Origin of the sequence: Actinomycetospora lemnae (assembly GCF_028737315.1) — a bacterium.
GTDB lineage: Bacteria > Actinomycetota > Actinomycetes > Mycobacteriales > Pseudonocardiaceae > Actinomycetospora > Actinomycetospora lemnae.
The window spans coordinates 254,255-272,589 of record NZ_JAQZAO010000001.1 but is presented as its reverse complement, the minus strand read 5'-3'; the positions used below and the strand labels follow the sequence as shown (position 1 = coordinate 272,589).

The following is an 18,335-nucleotide window of genomic DNA, read 5'->3' as shown; positions in this document are numbered from 1 at the left end:
GCGCGGCCGCGGTGGATCGTTGACGACTCGGAGGCCAGTGCGCTCTACTCGACGTGGCCGAATGGCGCTTGTAGCTGCGCTGAACAGGTGACCGCCGCCGTCGAATCGCTCCCGATGGTGACGGAGAGGAGCCGGTCATGGACCTGGACGTCGTCGTCGTGGGGGCCGGCCCGGTCGGGCTCACCGCCGCCACCGAGCTCGCCCGCCGGGGGATCCGCCCCCTGGTGATCGACCAGCTCGACGAGCCACGGCACTACGCCAAGGCGGTCGGGCTCCAGCCCCGCACGCTCGAGCACTGGGAGCGCACCGGCATGCTCACCGCGGCCCTCGACGAGGTGCGCACGATGCGCGGTCAGATCGTGTACCGGGACGGCGCACCGGTGGCGCGCCTGGAGCTCGCCCTGCCGCCGGACGTGCCCTACGGCTTCACCACGCTGCCGCAGTACACGACCGAACGCCTGCTCGCCGAGGAGCTGCACCGCCACGGCGGCACGGTGGAGCGCGGGACCGCGCTGGTCGGCTTCACCCAGGACGCGGACGGGGTGACCCTGCAGCTGCGCTCGGCCACCGGCGAGCGGACCGTGCGCACCGCGTACCTCGTCGGGGCCGACGGGGCCCACAGCGTCGTGCGCAAGGGCCTGGGGACCGCGTTCGAGGGCGACGCCTTCCCCGAGGAGTACATGCTCGGCGACGTCGTCCTCGACTGGTCCCTGCCCGCCGGGTACGGCGTCCGCATCACCCGCGCCGTGCCCGGCGCACCCGACGACGTCCTCGTCGCCGTCCCCCTGCCGGAGCACGGCCGCTACCGCATCTCGATGCTGGCCCCGCCGGAGCTGCGCACCCGGCCCGCCGACGGGACCGACGGGATCGCCCACGGGCTCGAGTCCGGCCGCACCCCCGACCTGGCCGACCTGCAGGCCGTCGTCGACCGCCTGGCCCCCGAACCGACGACGGTGTCCGACCTGCGGTGGTCGTCGGTGTTCCGCATCAGCCACCGTCTCGCGGCCCGCTACGGCGAGGGGCGGGTCTTCATCGCCGGCGACGCGGCCCACATCCACCCGCCCACCGGCGGCCAGGGCATGAACACCGGCATCCAGGACGCGCTGAACCTCGGGTGGAAGCTCGCGCTGGTCGTCGACGGCCGCGCCGCGCCCGCGCTGCTCGAGAGCTACCACGCCGAGCGCCACCCGGTCGGCGAGGAGGTCGTCGGGCGGACCGTGCGCCACGCCCGCGAGGGGTTCGACACCGGCGACCCCGCGACGATGCTGCGGCGCGAGGCGCAACTGCTGGTCGCGTACCCGGACAGCCCGATCGTCGGCAGGGCCGGCGAGGCGCTCGGGGTGCGGCCCGGCGATCGCGCGCCCGACGCCCGCGGCCTGCGCCGCGACGCCGCCACCGACCCGCTGCGGCTGCACGCGGTGCTCGCCGCCACCGAGTTCGCCCTGCTCGCCTACGTCGACGACGCGGCCCAGCTGACCGAGATCGCCGCCGTGTGCACGCCGGCGGCGTCGTGCGGGCTGCCGGTGCGCGTGCACACCGTGGTGGCGCCGGCGCTCGCCGCGGCGTTCGCCGAGGCCGGCGAGCCGTGCCTCGTCGACGGCGCGGGCGACCTCGCCGCCGCCTACGGCCTGCGCGGCGGCGACGCCGTGCTCGTCCGGCCCGACGGCTATGTCGGGTGGACGGCCCGCCCGCTGTCGGAGCCGGCGCTCGCCGCCCACCTCGCGGCCATCACGGGCGTGCCCGCTCAGGTCCCGCAGTAGGTCACGTAGCCCGTCGCGGAGGGGTCGCCCTTCGCGTACTCCTCCAGGCCGGGGCGCTCCTCGTACGGGTGGGAGACGACGTCGACGAGCCGGTGGAAGGGCTCCGGGTCGCCGGCGATCGCGGCGTCCAGCGCCGCCTCGACCTGGTGGTTGCGCGGGATGTAGACCGGGTTGACGCGGTCCATCGCGTCGGCGGTCTCGGCCACCGGGCGGTCCTGCTCCTCCAGCGCGGTGCGCCACCGGGCGAGCCACGCGTCGACGGCCTCACGGTCGACGACGAGGTCGCGCACCGGGGCGGCATCCCCGCGTGCCGCGGCGGAGAGCCCGCGGAAGAAGCGGGTGTGGTCGGGGCGCTGCTCGGTCAGCAGCGCCACGAGGTCGTGCACCAGCTCGGTGTGCTCGCCGATCAGGCCGATCTTGGCGTGCAGCCCCGCCGACCGGTGACGGGTGAAGCGCTCGCCGAAGGACGACACGACCTCCGTCGCGGCCGGGATCGCGGCCTCGGCGTCGTCGGAGATCATCGTCAGCAGCGATTCCGCGAACCGGGCGAGGTTCCACTGCGCGGCCTGCGGCTGGTTGCCGAACGCGTAGCGCCCGCCGCGGTCGATCGAGCTGAACACGGTCGCCGGGTCGTAGGCGTCGAGGAACGCGCAGGGCCCGTAGTCGATGGTCTCGCCCGAGATCGTCATGTTGTCGGTGTTCATGACGCCGTGGACGAAGCCGACGTCCATCCACTGCGCGACCAGCGCCGCCTGGGCCTCCACGACGGCCTCCAGCAGCGCGAGCGCCGGGCGCTCCGCCTCGGCGGCCTGCGGGTGGTGGCGGGCGATGGCGTGCTCGGTGAGGCGGCGCAGGAGGTCCGTGTCGCGGGTGGCGGCGGCGTACTGGAAGGTGCCGACGCGCAGGTGGCTGGACGCGACGCGGGCGAGGACGGCGCCGGGCAGCGGCGTCTCGCGCATCACCGTCTCGCCGGTGGTGACGACGGCGAGCGCCCGCGTCGTCGGGATGCCGAGCGCGTGCATGGCCTCACCGACGACGTACTCGCGCAGCATCGGCCCGAGCGTCGCCCGGCCGTCGCCGCCGCGGGCGAACGGCGTGCGCCCCGAACCCTTGAGGTGCAGGTCGCGCTGCCGGCCCGCGGTGTCGGTCAGCTCGCCGAGCAGCAGCGCGCGGCCGTCGCCGAGACGTGGCGAGTAGTTGCCGAACTGGTGGCCCGCGTAGGCCATCGCCACCGGCGTCGCCCCGGTGGGCACGGCCGCGCCGGCGAGGACCGCGACGCCCTCGGGGGTGCGCAGGGCGGCGGCGTCGACGCCGAGCTCGGCGGCCAGGTCCTCGTTGAGGGCCACCAGCTCAGGCGACGGCGAGGGCGCGGCCGCCCACGGCTGGTAGAGCCCGCCGAGGTCGCGGACGAACCAGTCGTCGAGCGTCACGGGCGAGGCGGCCCTGTCGACAGCGGTCATGTCTCCGAGGCTAACCGCGCACCGTCCGCGGTATGCCGGATCAGCGTCGTGATGCGCACCAGCGACGGGGTGCGCGGCGTGGATCCGAAGCCGAAGCGCACCGGCGGCGAGACCGGTGTGAGCGCGCCCTGGTCGGCGCCCTCCCACCGCACCGAGGCGTCGGTGACGCGGTGCAGGTCGCGCGCGCCGTAGAACTCGCGGCGCCCGCCGCCCGCGCTGCCCACCGTGCGCACGCCGGGCAGCACCCGCCGCGCCACGACGTCGATGGCGGTGATCCAGGCGGGCGCCGTCGCGAGACGTCCCGGCACCGCGCGCAGCAGCCATCCCAGCGGCGGGCGCCCGCCCACCCGCAGGGTCAGGTCCAGCTCCGCGGTGGTGACGCGGTGCCCGGGGCCCTGCTCGGCGTGCGTCACCGGCCCGAGCCGCACCTCGTCGAACGTGTACGTGGCGGCCACGAAGTCGCGCACCTGCTCGTCGGGCGCGAGCAGGATCCGCCGGCCGTCGGGGCGCTCGACCATGACGTCGGTGAACGACCCGAACGGCGAGCGCGGCCAGTGCCCGACGACGGCGCGCAGCCCGGTGGCCGTGCCCACGCCGGCGATCCAGCCCTCGAAGCGGTCGGTGCCCATGGCCGGGGCCTACCCGGCCGGTACGGCGGCGCAGCACGCGACCGCGGGATGATCGGCGCACGGCCGGCCGGGTGGACGACGGGGCGATCCGGGCCGCGACGCACGGCGTCGTCGCGAGGCGCTCACCTGACCCGTTCCGCGGCCCACGCCGCGAGCACGGAGAAGGCCGCCTGGTGGCCCAGGGAGCCGTCGGGGCCGGTGTCGAAGGCGTGGTCGGCGAACGGCACGTCCACCTGCTGCGCGTCCACCCCGGCGGCCCGCGCGGCCTCGACGAAGTCGGTGGCGCCCTCGGGCGGGACGAGGCGGTCGCGCGCCGGCACGATCGCGAGGGTCGGCGGCGCCTGCCGGGAGATGACGTGCGTGCCCGTCACCGCCCGGTAGCGGTCGGGCACCTGGTCGGGCGTGCCGCCGGTGTAGGCCGCGGCGAACTGCTGCGCGCCCTGCCCGCGGCGGTGGGTGTCGCCGAGGTCGACCGCGGGATAGAGCGTCGCGACCGCCCGCGGCACGGGCACCGGGACCGGTGAAGGGCAGGCCGAGGACTGCGTGCCGGACGCCGCGCGGTACCCGACCGAGACCGCGAGCTGGCCGCCCGCCGAGTCGCCGCCGAGCACGATCCGCCGCGGGTCGCCGCCCCGCTCCGCGGCGTGCTCCGCGACCCGCGCGAGCGCGCACGCCACCTGGGGCCCGGCGACGTCCCAGGTCGGGCGTCCGGGGCGCGAGAGCGTGTACTCGACCGACACGGCGAGCCAGCCCGCGTCGGCGAGCCGGCGCATGTCGGCGGCGCGGTCGAGCTCCGACCCGGTCGCCCAGCCGCCGCCGTGCACCCACACGAACACCGGCGCCGGTCCGGTCGCCCCGCGCGGGCGCGTGACGGCGAGGCGGAGGTCCTGGCCCTCGGGGGTCGTCGTGTAGACGGTGCGCTCGTCGGGCGCCGCGCCCGCGGGCGGCCCGGAGAGCACGAGCGCCCGCCACGGGTCGACGCTGCCGCCGGCGCCGAGCGTCGCCACGACCACCGCGCCGACCGCGCCGGCGAGCACGAGCGTCGCCACCGTCGCGAGCACGGCGACGACGGTGGTCGCCCGGCGCGCCCGTCGGGAGCGTCGCAGCAGCCACGCCCCGACCGTGACGGCGACGCCGAGGAGGAGCAGGAGCGGGCCGTACACGACCACGAGGAGCGGCGAGGCGGTCGGCCCGGCGAGCGAGGTCGTCGGCACGATCGCGGTGACGGCGGACGCGAGCAGGACCACCGTGGCGAGCGCGAGGACGGTGAGCGCGACGAGCGCCGCGGTGCCGCGCCCCGGGGAGACGCGCGGGATCTCGACCGTCGGGTCGTCGTGCCCCGTCACCTCCACCACGTCCCCGAGCCAAGCACAGGTGCGCTCCGCGCTCGTGTGCACTTCCGCGTGCTCTGGCACTTCTTTCTGCTCACCTGCGCCGTCGGCGCACCCGGGCACGACCCCACCGGTGAGGCATCGCGGATCTCGTGATCGCGGTGCGACGATCACCGCCGTGGCCCGCACCGTCGCCGACCAGCTCATCGAGGTCCTCGTCCAGGCCGGCGTCCGGCGCATCTACGGGCTGGTGGGCGACAGCCTCAACCCGATCGTCGACGCGGTGCGCCGCTCGGGCGGGTCCGCGCAGGGCGGGATCGACTGGGTGCACGTGCACAACGAGGAGGCCGGCGCGCTCGCCGCGGCCGCCGAGGCGCAGCTCACCGGGTCGCTCGCGGTGTGCGCGGGCAGCTGCGGGCCCGGCAACACGCACCTGGTCCAGGGCCTGTACGACGCGCACCGCTCGGGCGCGCCGGTGCTCGCGATCGCGTCGCACATCCCGTCGTTGCAGATCGGCACGACCTACTTCCAGGAGACGCACCCCGAGCGGCTGTTCGGCGAGTGCTCGTCGTGGTGCGAGCTCATCTCGCGGCCGGAGCAGATGCCGCGCCTGCAGCGCATCGCGATGCAGACCGCGCTCGCGGACCGCGGGGTGTCGGTGCTCGTGCTGCCCGGCGACATCACGGCCCTGCCCGCGGCGCACGCGACCGGACGGGGCGACCTGGTGGCGCCGTCGTCGGTGGTGCAGCCCGCAGCCGACCGCGTCGAGGCGCTGGCGGAGCACATCGACCGCGCGTCGTCGGTGACGCTGTTCGTCGGCGCGGGGGTGCGCGAGGCCCGCGACGAGGTGCTGGCGCTGGCCGCGCGGGTGAAGGCGCCGGTGGGGCACTCGCTGGGCGGCAAGGAGTGGATCCAGTACGACAACCCGTACGACGTCGGCATGAGCGGGCTGCTCGGCTACGGCGCCTGCTTCGAGGCGAGCCACGAGGCCGACCTGCTCGTGCTGCTCGGCACCGACTTCCCCTACGACGGGTTCCTGCCGCAGGCGCACACCGTGCAGGTCGACCGCGACGCCCGGCACCTCGGCCGGCGCTCCGTGCTCGACCTCGGGGTGGAGGGCGACGTCGGCGCGACCCTGCGCGCGCTGCTCCCGCTCGTCACCGAGAAGACCGACCGCACGTTCCTCGACCGCATGCTGCGCCACCACGCCGACGCGCTCGAGCACGTCGTCGACGCGTACACGACGCGCGTCGAGGACCACCGCCCCGTGCACCCCGAGTACGTCGCGGCGGTGCTCGACGACGAGCTCGCCGACGACGCCGTCGTCACCGTCGACACGGGCATGTGCAACGTCTGGGCCGCGCGCTACATCACCCCGACCGGGCGCCGGCGCATCGTCGGTTCGTTCCGGCACGGGACGATGGCGAACGCGCTGCCCCACGCGATCGGGGCGGCGGTGTCGCAGCCGGGGCGTCAGGTGGTCTCGATGTCGGGCGACGGCGGTCTGACGATGCTGATGGGCGAGCTGCTCACGGCCGTGGAGCACGACCTCGACCTCACCGTCGTCGCGTTCAACAACGGCTCGCTGGGCATGATCCGGCTCGAGATGATGGTCGCCGGGTTCCCGTCGTTCCAGACCGACCACGGGCCCGCCGACCTCGGCGCGATCGCCCGCGCGGCCGGGCTGCACGCGGTGACGGTGGAGGACCCGCGCGAGCTGCGGGCGGCGCTGCGCGGGGCGCTCGACCACCGCGGGCCGGCGCTCGTGGACGTGCGCACCGACCCCGACGCCCTGTCGATCCCGCCGCACATCACCGCCGAGCAGGTGCGCGGCTTCGCCCTCGCCGGCATGCGCACGGTGCTCGCCGGCGGGGTGGGGAAGATGGTCGACCTCGCGCGCTCCAACCTCCGCTCGATCCCCCGCCACCCCCTGCGGTAGTCGGTAGGAGCGGGCGTCGTCCGGGGTGTTCCAGCCTGGCGTCCACGCTGACGTCCAACGTCAGGAAATCCCCCTCGATCACCGCGGCTGGTCGCCGGTGACGACGTCCCGGTGGGGGCCGCGGGTTCCCCATGATCGTGGGGGAGTTACTGACGTCCAACGGCAGCATGGACGCCAGGCTGAGACACCCCGTGCCTCGTGCACCGATGCGCCGGGGTGGGTCAGTCCTCGGTGTGGTGCCCCGGCGCGTGGACGTGCGTGACGCGCTGGCGCCCCCGCAGGCGCACGACGTCGACCTCGCACCACCGTCCCGCCTCGTCGGCCCCGGCCCGCGAGGTCGCCGCGTCCGACGCCGCGACCCGCCCGGGCAGGCCCTTGGCGAGGTCGCAGAGGCGCGCGGCCTCGTTCACCGGGTCGCCGATCACCGTGTACTCGTAGCGGCGCGCGTCGCCGATGTTGCCGGCGACCGCCGGGCCGGCGGAGACGCCGATGCCCGCGGTGGCGGGGGAGTCGTCGGCGGCGAGCCGCTCGGCGAGCACCCGGCCGGCGGCGAGCGCGGCGGCCGCCGGGTCCGGCTGGTCGTCCGGCGCCCCGAACACGGCGAGCGCGGCGTCGCCCTCGAACTTGTTGATCCAGCCCTGGTGGGTCTCGACGACGTCGACGACGTGCGCGAAGAACGCGTTGAGCACGGCGACGACCTCCTGCGGCGGGCGGTCGAACGCCATCTCGGTCGAGCCGACGATGTCGACGAACAGCACGGCGACCTCGCGCACCTCGCCGCCGAGCTCGATCTCCTCGGCGAGCGCGGCGCGGGCGACCTCCTGCCCGACGTGGCGCCCGAAGAGCTCGCGGACGCGGTCGCGCTCGCGCAGCCCGGCGGCCATCTCGTTGAACCCGGCCTGGAGCATGCCGAGCTCGGTCGGGTCGGAGACCTCCACCCGGGCGTCCAGGTCGCCGTCCTGCACCCGCCGCAGCGCCCGGCGCACCGCCATCACGGGCCGCGACATCGACGTCGACGTCAGCGCGGTGAGCAGGAAGCCCACGGCCAGCGCGACCACCGCGAGCACGAGCACGACGATCCCGAGACGGGTGACCGTGTAGTAGTCGCGGAAGAGCAGGGAGGCGGCGGCCGCGAGCGCGATGCCCAGCAGGGGCACACCGGTGCCCAGCACCCAGGCGCCGAGCGAGCGCGCGACCACCCCGGGCAGCAGGCCCAGGCGGTTCGGCGGGTCCTCGGCGAGCACCCGGGCGACCTCGTCGCGCAGCGTCAGCTCGGAGAGGCGGTAGGCGACGGCGACGGTGGCGATGCCGCCGAGGGCGACGACGCAGCCGACGGTCAGGGCGACGGTGAGGGAGAACCCCGCGTTGATCGTGACGAACAGCAGGACCGCCAGGACCCAGGGCACCGCCTGCACCACGGTGATGCGCAGGGGAGCGTTGAGCACCGCGCGGCGGGCGAGGTGGCGGTGGCGCCGCCACGCGTCCTCGTCGTCGCCCGCAGTCGGTGGTCGCGGCACGCGCACCCACGCGTAGCCCCACGCGAGCCCCACCACGACGGCGACGGCGAGGTAGAGGCCGAAGGTCCACAGGTTGCGGTCGAGGGCGTCCTCGAGGTCCGCGACGAGCGACTGGGTCGGCAGGACGTACCCCGCGAGCGCGAGCACGATCGCCGCCCCCACGACGTTGGAGACCACCACCAGCGCCCCGACCAGCGCCTTCGTCGCCGGACGGAAGTCGCGGTGCACGGTGCCGCGACCTCCGGCCGAGATGGACGTCATGATCCGGAGCCTAGCCACGCGGTACCGTCGGTACCGCACAAGGTCCGCGCGCAGATGTTGCTCACCCACCCCGATTCTTGATCTGTTCCAGAAAAGGGGCGACACTGCGAGCCGTGTCACCGCCGGTCCGGATCGCCCGACGGCTCCGCGCGCCCGGCTCCACCGCCCACCACCCCTGACAACTGACCACACAGTGACCCGGAGGACTTCCTCGTGTCAGAACACGTGACCCGCGAGACCGAGATGAACACCCAGGACGCCGGTGGGTGCCCGGTCCACGCCGGTCGTCTCGCGCACCCGACCGAGGGCGGCGGCAACGTCGACTGGTGGCCGAACCAGCTCAACCTGCGCGTGCTGCGGACCCACACCGCCGTGTCGAACCCGATGGACCCCGACTTCGACTACGCCGAGGCGTTCAAGACCGTCGACCTGGACGAGCTCGCCCGCGACGTCGACGAGGTCCTCACGACCTCGCAGGACTGGTGGCCCGCCGACTTCGGCCACTACGGCGGCTTCATGATCCGGATGGCGTGGCACTCGGCCGGTACCTACCGGCTCGCCGACGGCCGCGGCGGCGCCGGCATGGGCATGCAGCGCTTCGCCCCGCTGAACAGCTGGCCGGACAACGGCAACCTCGACAAGGCCCGCCGCCTGCTGTGGCCGGTCAAGCAGAAGTGGGGCAAGAGGGTCTCCTGGGCCGACCTCATGATCTTCACGGGCAACCGCGCCCTGGAGACCATGGGCTTCACCACCTTCGGCTTCGCCGGCGGGCGCCCCGACGTCTGGGAGCCCGACAACGAGACCTACTGGGGCCCCGAGAACTACTGGCTCGGCGGCGACCAGCGCTACACCGGCGACCGCCAGCTCGAGAAGCCGCTCGGCGCGTCGCAGATGGGCCTGATCTACGTCAACCCGGAGGGCCCGGACGGCAACCCGGACCCGCTGGCCGCGGCCCGCGACATCCGCGAGACGTTCGGCCGCATGGCGATGAACGACGAGGAGACCGTCGCCCTCATCGCCGGTGGGCACACCTTCGGCAAGACGCACGGTGCGGCCGACCCCGACCAGTACGTCGGCGCGGAGCCCGAGGGCGCCTCCATCGAGGAGCAGGGCCTGGGCTGGCGCCAGAAGTTCGGCAAGGGCAAGGGCCGCGACACCATCACCTCCGGCCTCGAGGTCACCTGGACCTCCACGCCGGCGCAGTGGAGCAACGGCTACTTCGACAACCTCTTCGGCTACGAGTGGGAGCTCCACAAGTCGCCGGCGGGGGCGTGGCAGTACCGGCCGGTGGACAACGGCGGCGCGAACACCGTGCCCGACCCGGAGACCGGTGAGCTCACCCGCCAGCCGACGATGCTGGTCACCGACATCTCGCTACGGACCGACCCGGTCTACGAGCAGATCTCGCGGCGCTTCCACCAGAACCCGGACGAGTTCGCCGACGCGTTCGCCCGCGCCTGGTACAAGCTGACCCACCGCGACATGGGCCCGATCCAGCGCTACCTCGGCCCGTGGGTGCCGCAGGAGACGCTGATCTGGCAGGACCCGGTGCCCGCGCACGAGGGCCCGGTGGTCGACGCCGCGGAGATCGCGGACCTCAAGAAGCAGGTCCTCGACTCGGGCCTGACCGTGTCGCAGCTGGTCAAGGCCGCGTGGGCGTCGGCGTCGACGTTCCGCATCGGCGACAAGCGCGGCGGCGCCAACGGCGCGCGCGTGCGCCTCGACCCGCAGATCGACTGGGAGGTCAACGACCCGCAGGAGCTGCGCCGGACGCTCTCGACCCTCGAGGGCATCCAGCAGGCCTCCGGGAAGATCTCGCTCGCCGACCTCATCGTCCTCGGCGGCTGCGCCGCGGTGGAGAAGGCGGCCGCCGACGCCGGGCACCAGGTCGAGGTGCCGTTCACCCCGGGCCGCACCGACGCGTCGCTGGAGTGGACCGACGTCGAGTCGTTCACCCACCTCGAACCGTCGGCCGACGGGTTCCGCAACTACCTCGGCAAGGGCCACGCCCTGCCCGCCGAGTACCTGCTGGTCGACCGCGCGAACCTGCTGAACCTGTCCGCGCCGGAGATGACCGTCCTCGTCGGCGGCCTGCGCGTGCTCGGCGCGAACACGGGCGGCTCGACGCACGGCGTGCTCACCGAGCGTCCCGGGCAGCTGACGAACGACTTCTTCGTCAACCTGCTGGACATGGACACGCAGTGGGCGGGCATGGCCGAGGAGGAGGGGCTCTACGAGGCCCGCGGCGCCGACGGCGAGATCCGCTGGACCGGCACCCGCAACGACCTCGTGTTCGGCTCCAACTCCGAGCTGCGCGCCGTCTCGGAGGTCTACGCCAGCGCCGACGCCGGCGAGAAGTTCGTCCGCGACTTCGTCAAGGCGTGGGACAAGGTCATGATGCTGGACCGCTACGACCTGGTCTGATCACCGGACGCAGAACGCCCCGGCCGCCGTCGCGGCCGGGGCGTTCCGTCGTTCCGGGGCGGAGCGCAGCAGGGCTCGCTACTCCTGCGTCGGCAGCCAGGCGCCGTGCAGACCCAGCGGCACGCGCACGGGGATGCGGACGCGCGCGACGGGCCCCGAGCCCGGGTCGGCGCCGGGGATGACGACGAACCAGCTGGACCGGTCGGTGCGGTCGGTCGCGAACGTGACCCACCAGCCGTGGGTCGCGTCCCCTTCGTCGGCACTGCCGCCGGGCCGCGGCACGAAGCACGGCTCGCCGACCGACAGGTCGCCGGCGTCCCAGGTGACGGTGTGGCCCGTGGCGGTGTCGACCCACAGCACCGCGTCGAACTCGCCGTTGGGGAGCTCGACGCGCCCGCTCTTCGCGCCGAGCGCGATCACGTCGTGCCGGCGGCCGAGCCGGCGGTCGTCGACGCGCGGGAACTCCATGCCGTGCGGGTCGGTGAGGAAGTCGCGCGCGATCGTGCCGCGCGCCGGGTCGATCCTCGCCCGCGTGATGCCGCCGACGACCGGGCTCGTGTTCGGCGACAGGCCGCCGGGCCGGGACCACTCGACGTAGTCCAGGACCACGCCGCCGTCCTCGGCGTCGAACGCGTTGGCGCTGTGCCAGGACCAGAACGCGTCCGTGTGCGCCCACCGCACCGAGCCGCCGTCGCGCGGGATCAGGGCGATCCGCGTGCCGTCGTCGGGGCGCCAGGCGAGCAGCGACCCGCCGCGCATGGCCGCCGCGACGTCGAAGTACAGCGGGCCGAGCACGAGCACCACGTAGCGCTCGGTGATCGCCATGTCGTGGATCATCACCGGGGTGTCGACGTCGGGCACCGCCGTCGGTAGGCGCCGCGCGGCGCCGTCGGGACCGAGCACCGACCACGTCAGGTACGGCGCCTCGAGCCCGTAGGTGAACACCACCATCTCGCCGGTGCGCGGGTCGATCTTCGGGTGGGCGCACATGCCCGCGGGCAGCGAGCCGCCGAAGGTCTCCTTGCCGACCGTCGCGAGCTCCGGGGTCAGCGCGTAGGGCGGGGCCGCCTCCGCGAGGGCGAGCAGCTTCCCGCCGTGGCGCACCACGTTGATGTCGGGCAGGTCCTTCATCGTCCCGGCGAGCGTGGGGCCGACCTCGTCGGCGCCGGGGGTGTAGCCGGTCATCAGGCCGCCCCACAGCGCGCGGCCGGCAGCGATCTCGGCGTCGAGCATCGGGGTGTGGACGAAGCGGTTGCTGTAGCGCGCGCGGCCCTCGGACACCCACAGCCCGTGCACCATCCCGTCGCCCTCGAGCGGGTAGACGTACGAGCCGAGCGGGGTGAAGCGCGGGTTGGGGCCGTTGCGCAGGTACATCCCGTCCATCTCGGGCGGGAGCTCGCCGGTCACCTCGAGGTCGCCGGCGTCGATCTCGTCGATCACGGGCTCGAACGACCCCGACAGGTGCGGGTCGTGCGCGGCGTCGACGGGCGGGGGGCCGCCGGGGACGGTCGTCGTCACGGTGCGTCTCCGTCAGGCCGGCTGGGCCGGGGGTCGGGACGCCTCGTGGGCGCCGGTGCTCTCCGCGATCCGGTTCTTGACGTGCTCCGGGTACCAGGCCGTGATCTTGACGGCGACGACGATCGCGACGACGGGGATCACCCAGTTGAACAGGTCGGTGTTCGCGCCGGAGACCGCGATGAGGTCGCACACGGCGTTGAGGAGGAACACGCCGCCCCACACGGCGGTGAGCACGCGGTTGATCTGCTTGAAGGCCGGCGTGCTCCAGACCTCCTGCGGGACCTCGTGCTTCGCGTAGAACTCGGTGAACGGCCGACCGACCGCGAGCGAGCCGAACGCGACGACGGTGATGACGACGCTCGACAGGAGCTGGGCGCGGTCCTCGATCGGCTGCAGCGTCGCGCGGTCGAGCACGAGGGCGAGCACGACCAGCACCGCGAAGAACACCAGCGCCGCGGCGTCGAGGACGCTGATCGCCCGGTACCTCCGCCAGTCGGGCACCGCGAGGACGAGCGTGCAGACGAGCGCGGCGAGGGCCGCCCACATCCAGCTGCTGGGGCCCGCGACGACCGAGAACACGATCCAGGGCACGAAACCCAGGAAGACGGAGAGTTTCTGCACGACGGTCTCCTGCCGCTCGCTGATGACGCAGCGTCAGCATGAGAGCGGGCGAGGACGGAGACAAGGGTCGTGTCCGGCCCGAGACACGAGATCCCATCACGATCTGGCGTCGAGGACTGCTCCGGACGAGTGTCAGGTGGCCTGGTTGGTGCGGGCGCCGACCACCGCGAGCCGCAGCGGCACCCCGCCGACGCGTCGCGGCAGTGGCGTCGGGAACGCCCCGGCACCGACCACGACCAGCCCGTCGACCGCGGGGTGCTGGGCCTGCCGGGAGAGCTGCCGGAGCACCTCGTCGGTGACACCCCCGAGGGCGGGCACGATCCCGATGGACGCCTCGGCGCGCGGCAGCGGCTCGGCGACGAGCAGCGGCAGGAGGTCGCCGCCGCCGAGCGCGTAGTCCCGCACCGTGACGAGGCCGGCCCCGGCGAGGAGCAGCGCGATCACACCGACCACCGAGGCGGCGTCGAGGTGCGGGAACGTCGCGCCCTCGATCAGGCCCACGACGCGCTGGGCCAGCAGGTCCGCGTGCATCGTCCACCTCCTCCCCGTGGCCGGTGACCCACCATGATTCCCTGCCGCGGCGCTGAGGGCGAGCCCCACTTGTGACGCGAGGTGTGGAAGGGGCGCGCGGGATCCGGGTCAGGATCCCGGCCGCTCCGCCTCGACGAGGTGGGCGGACATGGCGCAGACGACCGGACCCGCACCGAGCAGCTCGGTCATCACCGCGCCGACGCGGGCGGTCGTGGCGTCGAGGTCCCCGCGGCGTTCGAGGTCGGCCCGCAGCGGCGAGCCGGTGCAGAACCCGGCGGCGATCCGCCGCGCGTCGTCGGCCCGGCCCTCCAGCGTCAGGGTCTCCACGTCGACGACGTCGAGGCCGCCGGCGCGGACGTCGGCGCTCACCTGTGCGGTGTCGTGGTAGCCGTGCGGGACCGCCTCGAGGAACGCGGGCACGTCGCCGGGGAACACCTGCCCCAGGGCGAGGGCGAGCGCGTGCGCGAAGCCGTGGGTCGCGAGGGTGTCCCACGTCGTGAAGAGGAAGTGGCCACCGGGGACGAGGACGCGGGCGACCTCGGCGTACGCCGCCGGCCGGTCCGGCAGGAACATGACGCCGAAGCCGCACGCCACCAGGTCGAACGCGGCGTCGGGGAACGGCAGCCGCATCGCGTCGGCGACCCGCCACGTCGGTCCGGGCACCCGCGACGCCGCCAGCTCGACCATCGCCGCGTTCAGGTCGGTCGCGGTGATCTCCGCGTGCGGGCAGGCATCGACGAGCTCGCGCGTCACCGCGCCGGTGCCGGCCGCGAGCTCCAGCACGCGGCGCGGGGCCCGGCGGGCCGCGCGCCGGGCGAGCTCGCGGGCGAACGGGTGGAACACCGGCGAGGCGAGGCACTGCTCGTAGACCTCGGGCATCGACCCGACCCAGCGTGCGCTCTCGCCCTCCATCCCCGGAGTTGTCCTCGCTCCGGCGGCGTGGGGCAAGGACCGGCCGGGTGAGCGCTACCGGGGCGCCGTCCAGGGCGCCTCGGCGCGTGCCACGGCGTGGCTGCCGGCGAGGACGCCCAGGATGATCACGAGACCGAGGGTGAGCGCGGCACCGGGGGCGACGAGACGGGCGAGCAGCGCGCCCGCGACGACGCCGACGACGAACGCCAGGAGCGCGAGACCGCGGCGCAGCACGAACGGGTCGCGGCGCCCGGCGCCGCGCTCGGTGAGGATGCCGATCGTGGTCAGCGTCAGCACCGCGGTGAGCAGGTCCGGGACCTTGAGGTAGCGGATGAGCGCGAGCTGCCCGCCCATCGACGCGGCGAGCAGCGCCGTCACGGTCAGACGGACGGCGGGGTGCAGGGGCTGGCCGCCGGCGACCACGACGACGACGGTCACCGGGACCGCGAGGACGAGCTTGAACGCGGCGATGTCACGGACCGCGCGTCCGCGGTGGCCGCCGGGGTGGCGGACGACGCGCGCGCCGACGAGCGCACCCACGACGAAGCCGCCGACGGCGACGGCCGGCGCGACGATCGAGCCGCCCGCGCCCGCGAGCGCGATCCCGAGGAAGACGATGTTGCCGGTGACCGCGGCGACGAAGACGTGGTCGAGCGCGAGGATGCTCGTCGCGTCGACGACGCCCGCGAGGCACGTCAGCGCCACGAGCATCGCGGGCAGCGGCCCGTCACGCTCGTCGACGAGGGCGCGCCGCAGCGCCCACCTCACGCGCCGTCCGCCTGCGATGTCGCGAGACCGTCCCGGACCAGCCGCTGTGCCGCCTCGATGACGCCCTCGAGCGAGCCGCGTGCCGGGTCCCACCACTCGGCGGTCCAGTTCAGCGCGCCGAGCACCACCATCAGCGCGGTGCCGGGGTCGAGGGCCGGGTCGAGGTCGCCCTCCTCACGCACCTGCGCCACGAGCGCGCGCCACACGGCGACGTAGTCGCGCTGCGCCTGACGGTGGCGCTCGCGCATCGCCTCGGGCAGCTGCGGCACGGTGCGCACCGCGGCGGCGGCGTGGTCGGAGTGCGTCAGCAGCGTGCGCAGGTGCGCGGCGACCGCGATCGCGAGCCGGTCGATCGCCGGGGCGTCCGCAGGCGCCTCGGCGAGGGCCTCGGTGACGAGCGACCGCGCCCGGTCGAGCCCGACGGCCACGGCCTCGTCGATGAGCTCGTCGCGGGAGGAGAAGTAGTAGTAGATCGCCGGCGCCTGCACCTGCGCGACCTCGGCGACGTCGGAGAGCCGCGTGCCCGCGTAGCCGCGGCGCAGCAGGACGTGGGCGGCCGCGTCGACGACGCGGCGGCGGGTGCGCGCGGACTTCGTGTCGCGCGCCGCCTCGGTCATCGCGCCAGCGTAGAGCGCCCTCAGTAGGACGACGGCAGGCCGAGGCTGTGCTGCGCGACGAAGTTCAGCACCATCTCGCGGCTCACCGGCGCGGTCTTGAGCATGCGCGCGAGGAACCACAGGTCGGCGAGCCCGTACTCGAGCGCGAGGCCGTTGCCGCCGTGGGTCTGCATGGCCTGGTCGAGCGCGCGCAGCGACGCGTCGGCCGCGGCGAACTTCGCGATGTTCGACGCCTCGGCCGCGTCCTGCCCCGCGTCGAACAGCTCCGCCGCGCGCGCCGCCATCAGCCGCGCCTGCGCGACGCCGATGTAGGCCTCGGCGAGCGGGTGCGCGACGCCCTGGTGCGCGCCGATCGGCACCCCCTTCCACACCGTGCGCGTCGTCGCGTACGCCGTGGCCTTCTCCAGCGCGTACAGCGCGATGCCGGTGCTGATCGAGGCGGCGGTGATCCGCTCCGGGTTCAGTCCGGCGAACACCTGGCGCAGGCCGTTGCCGTCGTCGCCGATGAGGGCCTCGGGGCCGACGGGCACGTCGTCGAACCACACCGTGAACTGGTGCTCGGGCTGCACGAGCGCCGCCTCGATCGGCTGCCACGTCAGGCCGGGGGCGTCGGTCGGGACGACGAAGAGCGAGAGCGGACGCCGCGGCCCGCGTGCCTCGGCGGTGCCGCTGCGGGCGACGACGAGGATCGCGTCGGCCTCGTCGACCCCGGAGGTCCAGTACTTGGTGCCGCGCAGCCGCCATCCCCCGCCGTCACGCCGGGCGGTGGTCGTGATCTCGTGGGAGTTCGACCCGGCGTCCGGCTCGGTGATCGCGAACGCCATCTTCAGCGAGCCGTCGGCGATGCCGGTGAGCCAGCGGCGGTTCATCGCGTCGGACGCGTGGCGGGCGAGGATCGTGCCGCAGATGGCCGGCGAGATGACGGTCATCAGCAGCGGGCAGCCCGCGGCCGACGCGGCCTCGACCACCACCGACAGGTCGCCGAGGGCGCCGCCGCCCCCGCCGTAGCGCTCGGGCAGGTGCACACCCAGGAAGCCGTTCGCCCCCAGGTCCTTCCACAGCGCGGTCGGCTCCTCGTGCGCGCGGGCGCGCGCGATGAAGTAGTCGTGACCGTAGCGGCCGACGAGCCCGGACACGGCCTCGCGCAGCGCGGCGCGCTCGTCGGTCTCGGGGACGATCGAGGAGGTGTTCACGCGGGCTCCCGGGCTCGGTTTCTCATCAAGAATAAAAAGTGTGCGCACCCGTGTCTACGGCATCGACGAGCCGCCGCCGACCGCGATCACCTGCCCGGTCACCTGGCGCGCCGCCCGCGGCGAGGAGAGCCAGACGACGGCGTCGGCGATGTCGTCGGGTGTGGTCAGCCGCCGCAGCGGCTGCTGCTTCAGCACGGACGCGACCTGGTCGTCGTCGAACACCGCGTCGCGCCCGCCGGCCCACAGGCTCGCCGCGCCGACACCGCCGTCGGTGGGCAGCACGAGCCCGGGGCACACCACGTTTGACCGGATCCCGCGACGCCCCTGCTCACGGGCGGTGGTGCGCGCCAGCGCGATGAGCCCCGCCTTCGTCGTGCCGTAGACGCCCTGGCGGATCGCGCCGAACGCGGCGTCGCTCGAGATGAACACGATCGACCCGGTGCCGGCCTCGCTCATCGGGCCCAGCGCGGCCTGCGTGCAGTCGATCGCCGTGTAGAGGTTGGTCTCGATCGTGCGCTGCCACAGCGCGCGGTCGGTCTGCTCGGTGAGGAAGCCCGGCACGCTCCAGCCCGCGTTGTTCACCAGCCCGTCGACGCCGCCCCAGTGCTGCACCGCGGCGCCGACGACCCGCCCGCCCGCGCCGTCGGTGGTCAGGTCGATCTCGAGCACCTCGAGCGCCGCCGCCCCCAGCGCGAGGCCCTCCTCGCGCACCCGGGCGGCCTGCTCGCCGTCGCGGTCGGCGAGCAGGATGCGCGCGCCCTCGCGGGCGAACCCGTGCACGATGCCGCGACCGATGTTCGACGCGCCGCCGGTGACGACGACGCGGGCGTCGGCGAGCGCGAGATCCATGGGCC

Annotated in this window: 15 protein-coding genes; 3 read left to right on the top strand and 12 right to left on the bottom strand. The window is 74.5% G+C overall.

Annotated features, from left to right (window positions below; translation table 11 throughout):
- Positions 1–137: 137 nt before the first annotated feature.
- Positions 138–1,760 (top strand): FAD-dependent monooxygenase, encoded by a 1,623-nt coding sequence (locus tag PGB27_RS01285; RefSeq protein WP_274198520.1) that lies wholly within the window; start codon positions 138–140, stop codon positions 1,758–1,760.
- Here PGB27_RS01285 and PGB27_RS01280 read toward each other — a convergent pair.
- The 3 genes from PGB27_RS01280 to PGB27_RS01270 form a co-directional block, all read right to left on the bottom strand.
- Entirely contained in the window at positions 1,745–3,220 is a 1,476-nt protein-coding gene (locus PGB27_RS01280) for a protein adenylyltransferase SelO (protein WP_274198519.1), read from the bottom strand. The genes PGB27_RS01285 and PGB27_RS01280 overlap by 16 nt on opposite strands.
- The gene (locus PGB27_RS01275; protein ID WP_274198518.1) at positions 3,217–3,849 is read right to left on the bottom strand and encodes a hypothetical protein; all 633 of its coding nucleotides are present in this window, start codon (positions 3,847–3,849) and stop codon (positions 3,217–3,219) included. The genes PGB27_RS01280 and PGB27_RS01275 overlap by 4 nt, the downstream gene beginning before the upstream one ends.
- A 122-nt stretch (positions 3,850–3,971) precedes the next feature.
- Complete coding sequence (locus PGB27_RS01270) at positions 3,972–5,204, bottom strand: alpha/beta hydrolase (RefSeq protein WP_274198517.1); 1,233 nt, start codon at positions 5,202–5,204, stop codon at positions 3,972–3,974.
- A 154-nt stretch (positions 5,205–5,358) separates the two neighbouring features.
- Between PGB27_RS01270 and PGB27_RS01265 the strand changes: the two genes are divergently transcribed.
- A complete protein-coding gene (locus PGB27_RS01265) occupies positions 5,359–7,119 on the top strand; it encodes a pyruvate dehydrogenase (RefSeq protein WP_274198516.1) in 1,761 nt (586 codons plus the stop codon).
- Positions 7,120–7,340: 221 nt separating this feature from the next.
- Here PGB27_RS01265 and PGB27_RS01260 read toward each other — a convergent pair whose 3' ends face one another.
- Complete coding sequence (locus PGB27_RS01260) at positions 7,341–8,897, bottom strand: adenylate/guanylate cyclase domain-containing protein (RefSeq protein WP_274198515.1); 1,557 nt, start codon at positions 8,895–8,897, stop codon at positions 7,341–7,343.
- Positions 8,898–9,140: 243 nt separating this feature from the next.
- Here PGB27_RS01260 and katG point away from each other — a divergent pair, with 243 nt between their 5' ends.
- Positions 9,141–11,321: a catalase/peroxidase HPI gene (katG, locus tag PGB27_RS01255; RefSeq protein WP_274198981.1), complete on the top strand. Its 2,181-nt coding sequence runs from the start codon at positions 9,141–9,143 to the stop codon at positions 11,319–11,321.
- Between the two features lie 78 nt (positions 11,322–11,399).
- On the opposite strand, the gene PGB27_RS01250 is transcribed toward katG, so the two are convergent.
- The 8 genes from PGB27_RS01250 to PGB27_RS01215 all read right to left on the bottom strand — a co-directional run bounded on the left by PGB27_RS01250 (position 11,400) and on the right by PGB27_RS01215 (position 18,330).
- Positions 11,400–12,839 carry a carotenoid oxygenase family protein gene (locus tag PGB27_RS01250; protein WP_274198514.1) on the bottom strand — a complete coding sequence of 480 codons (1,440 nt, stop codon included), beginning with the start codon at positions 12,837–12,839 and terminating at the stop codon, positions 11,400–11,402.
- Positions 12,840–12,851: 12 nt separating this feature from the next.
- Positions 12,852–13,460: a DUF3159 domain-containing protein gene (locus PGB27_RS01245; RefSeq protein ID WP_274198513.1), complete on the bottom strand. Its 609-nt coding sequence runs from the start codon at positions 13,458–13,460 to the stop codon at positions 12,852–12,854.
- Positions 13,461–13,592: 132 nt separating this feature from the next.
- Entirely contained in the window at positions 13,593–13,991 is a 399-nt protein-coding gene (locus tag PGB27_RS01240; RefSeq protein ID WP_274198512.1) for a hypothetical protein, read from the bottom strand.
- A gap of 108 nt (positions 13,992–14,099) precedes the next feature.
- Positions 14,100–14,903 carry a class I SAM-dependent methyltransferase gene (locus PGB27_RS01235; RefSeq protein ID WP_274198511.1) on the bottom strand — a complete coding sequence of 268 codons (804 nt, stop codon included), beginning with the start codon at positions 14,901–14,903 and terminating at the stop codon, positions 14,100–14,102.
- A 54-nt stretch (positions 14,904–14,957) separates the two neighbouring features.
- On the bottom strand, positions 14,958–15,671 hold the full coding sequence (locus tag PGB27_RS01230) for a YoaK family protein (RefSeq protein WP_274198510.1): 714 nt from the start codon (positions 15,669–15,671) through the stop codon (positions 14,958–14,960).
- On the bottom strand, positions 15,668–16,288 hold the full coding sequence (locus tag PGB27_RS01225) for a TetR family transcriptional regulator (RefSeq protein WP_274198509.1): 621 nt from the start codon (positions 16,286–16,288) through the stop codon (positions 15,668–15,670). Before PGB27_RS01225 ends, PGB27_RS01230 begins: the two co-directional genes overlap by 4 nt.
- 20 nt (positions 16,289–16,308) lie before the next feature.
- Complete coding sequence (locus PGB27_RS01220) at positions 16,309–17,481, bottom strand: acyl-CoA dehydrogenase family protein (RefSeq protein WP_274198508.1); 1,173 nt, start codon at positions 17,479–17,481, stop codon at positions 16,309–16,311.
- 54 nt (positions 17,482–17,535) lie between these two features.
- On the bottom strand, positions 17,536–18,330 hold the full coding sequence (locus PGB27_RS01215) for an SDR family NAD(P)-dependent oxidoreductase (RefSeq protein ID WP_274198507.1): 795 nt from the start codon (positions 18,328–18,330) through the stop codon (positions 17,536–17,538).
- Positions 18,331–18,335 lie beyond the last annotated feature (5 nt).

Bases quoted from the DNA above. Each gene is read 5' to 3' on its own strand.
- PGB27_RS01285 (WP_274198520.1), top strand. From the start codon at position 138: ATGGACCTGGACGTCGTCGTCGTGGGGGCCGGCCCGGTCGGGCTCACC.
- PGB27_RS01280 (WP_274198519.1), bottom strand. From the start codon at position 3,220: ATGACCGCTGTCGACAGGGCCGCCTCGCCCGTGACGCTCGACGACTGG.
- PGB27_RS01275 (WP_274198518.1), bottom strand. From the start codon at position 3,849: ATGGGCACCGACCGCTTCGAGGGCTGGATCGCCGGCGTGGGCACGGCC.
- PGB27_RS01260 (WP_274198515.1), bottom strand. From the start codon at position 8,897: ATGACGTCCATCTCGGCCGGAGGTCGCGGCACCGTGCACCGCGACTTC.
- katG (WP_274198981.1), top strand. From the start codon at position 9,141: ATGAACACCCAGGACGCCGGTGGGTGCCCGGTCCACGCCGGTCGTCTC.
- PGB27_RS01240 (WP_274198512.1), bottom strand. From the start codon at position 13,991: ATGCACGCGGACCTGCTGGCCCAGCGCGTCGTGGGCCTGATCGAGGGC.
- PGB27_RS01235 (WP_274198511.1), bottom strand. From the start codon at position 14,903: ATGGAGGGCGAGAGCGCACGCTGGGTCGGGTCGATGCCCGAGGTCTAC.
- PGB27_RS01225 (WP_274198509.1), bottom strand. From the start codon at position 16,288: ATGACCGAGGCGGCGCGCGACACGAAGTCCGCGCGCACCCGCCGCCGC.
- PGB27_RS01215 (WP_274198507.1), bottom strand. From the start codon at position 18,330: ATGGATCTCGCGCTCGCCGACGCCCGCGTCGTCGTCACCGGCGGCGCG.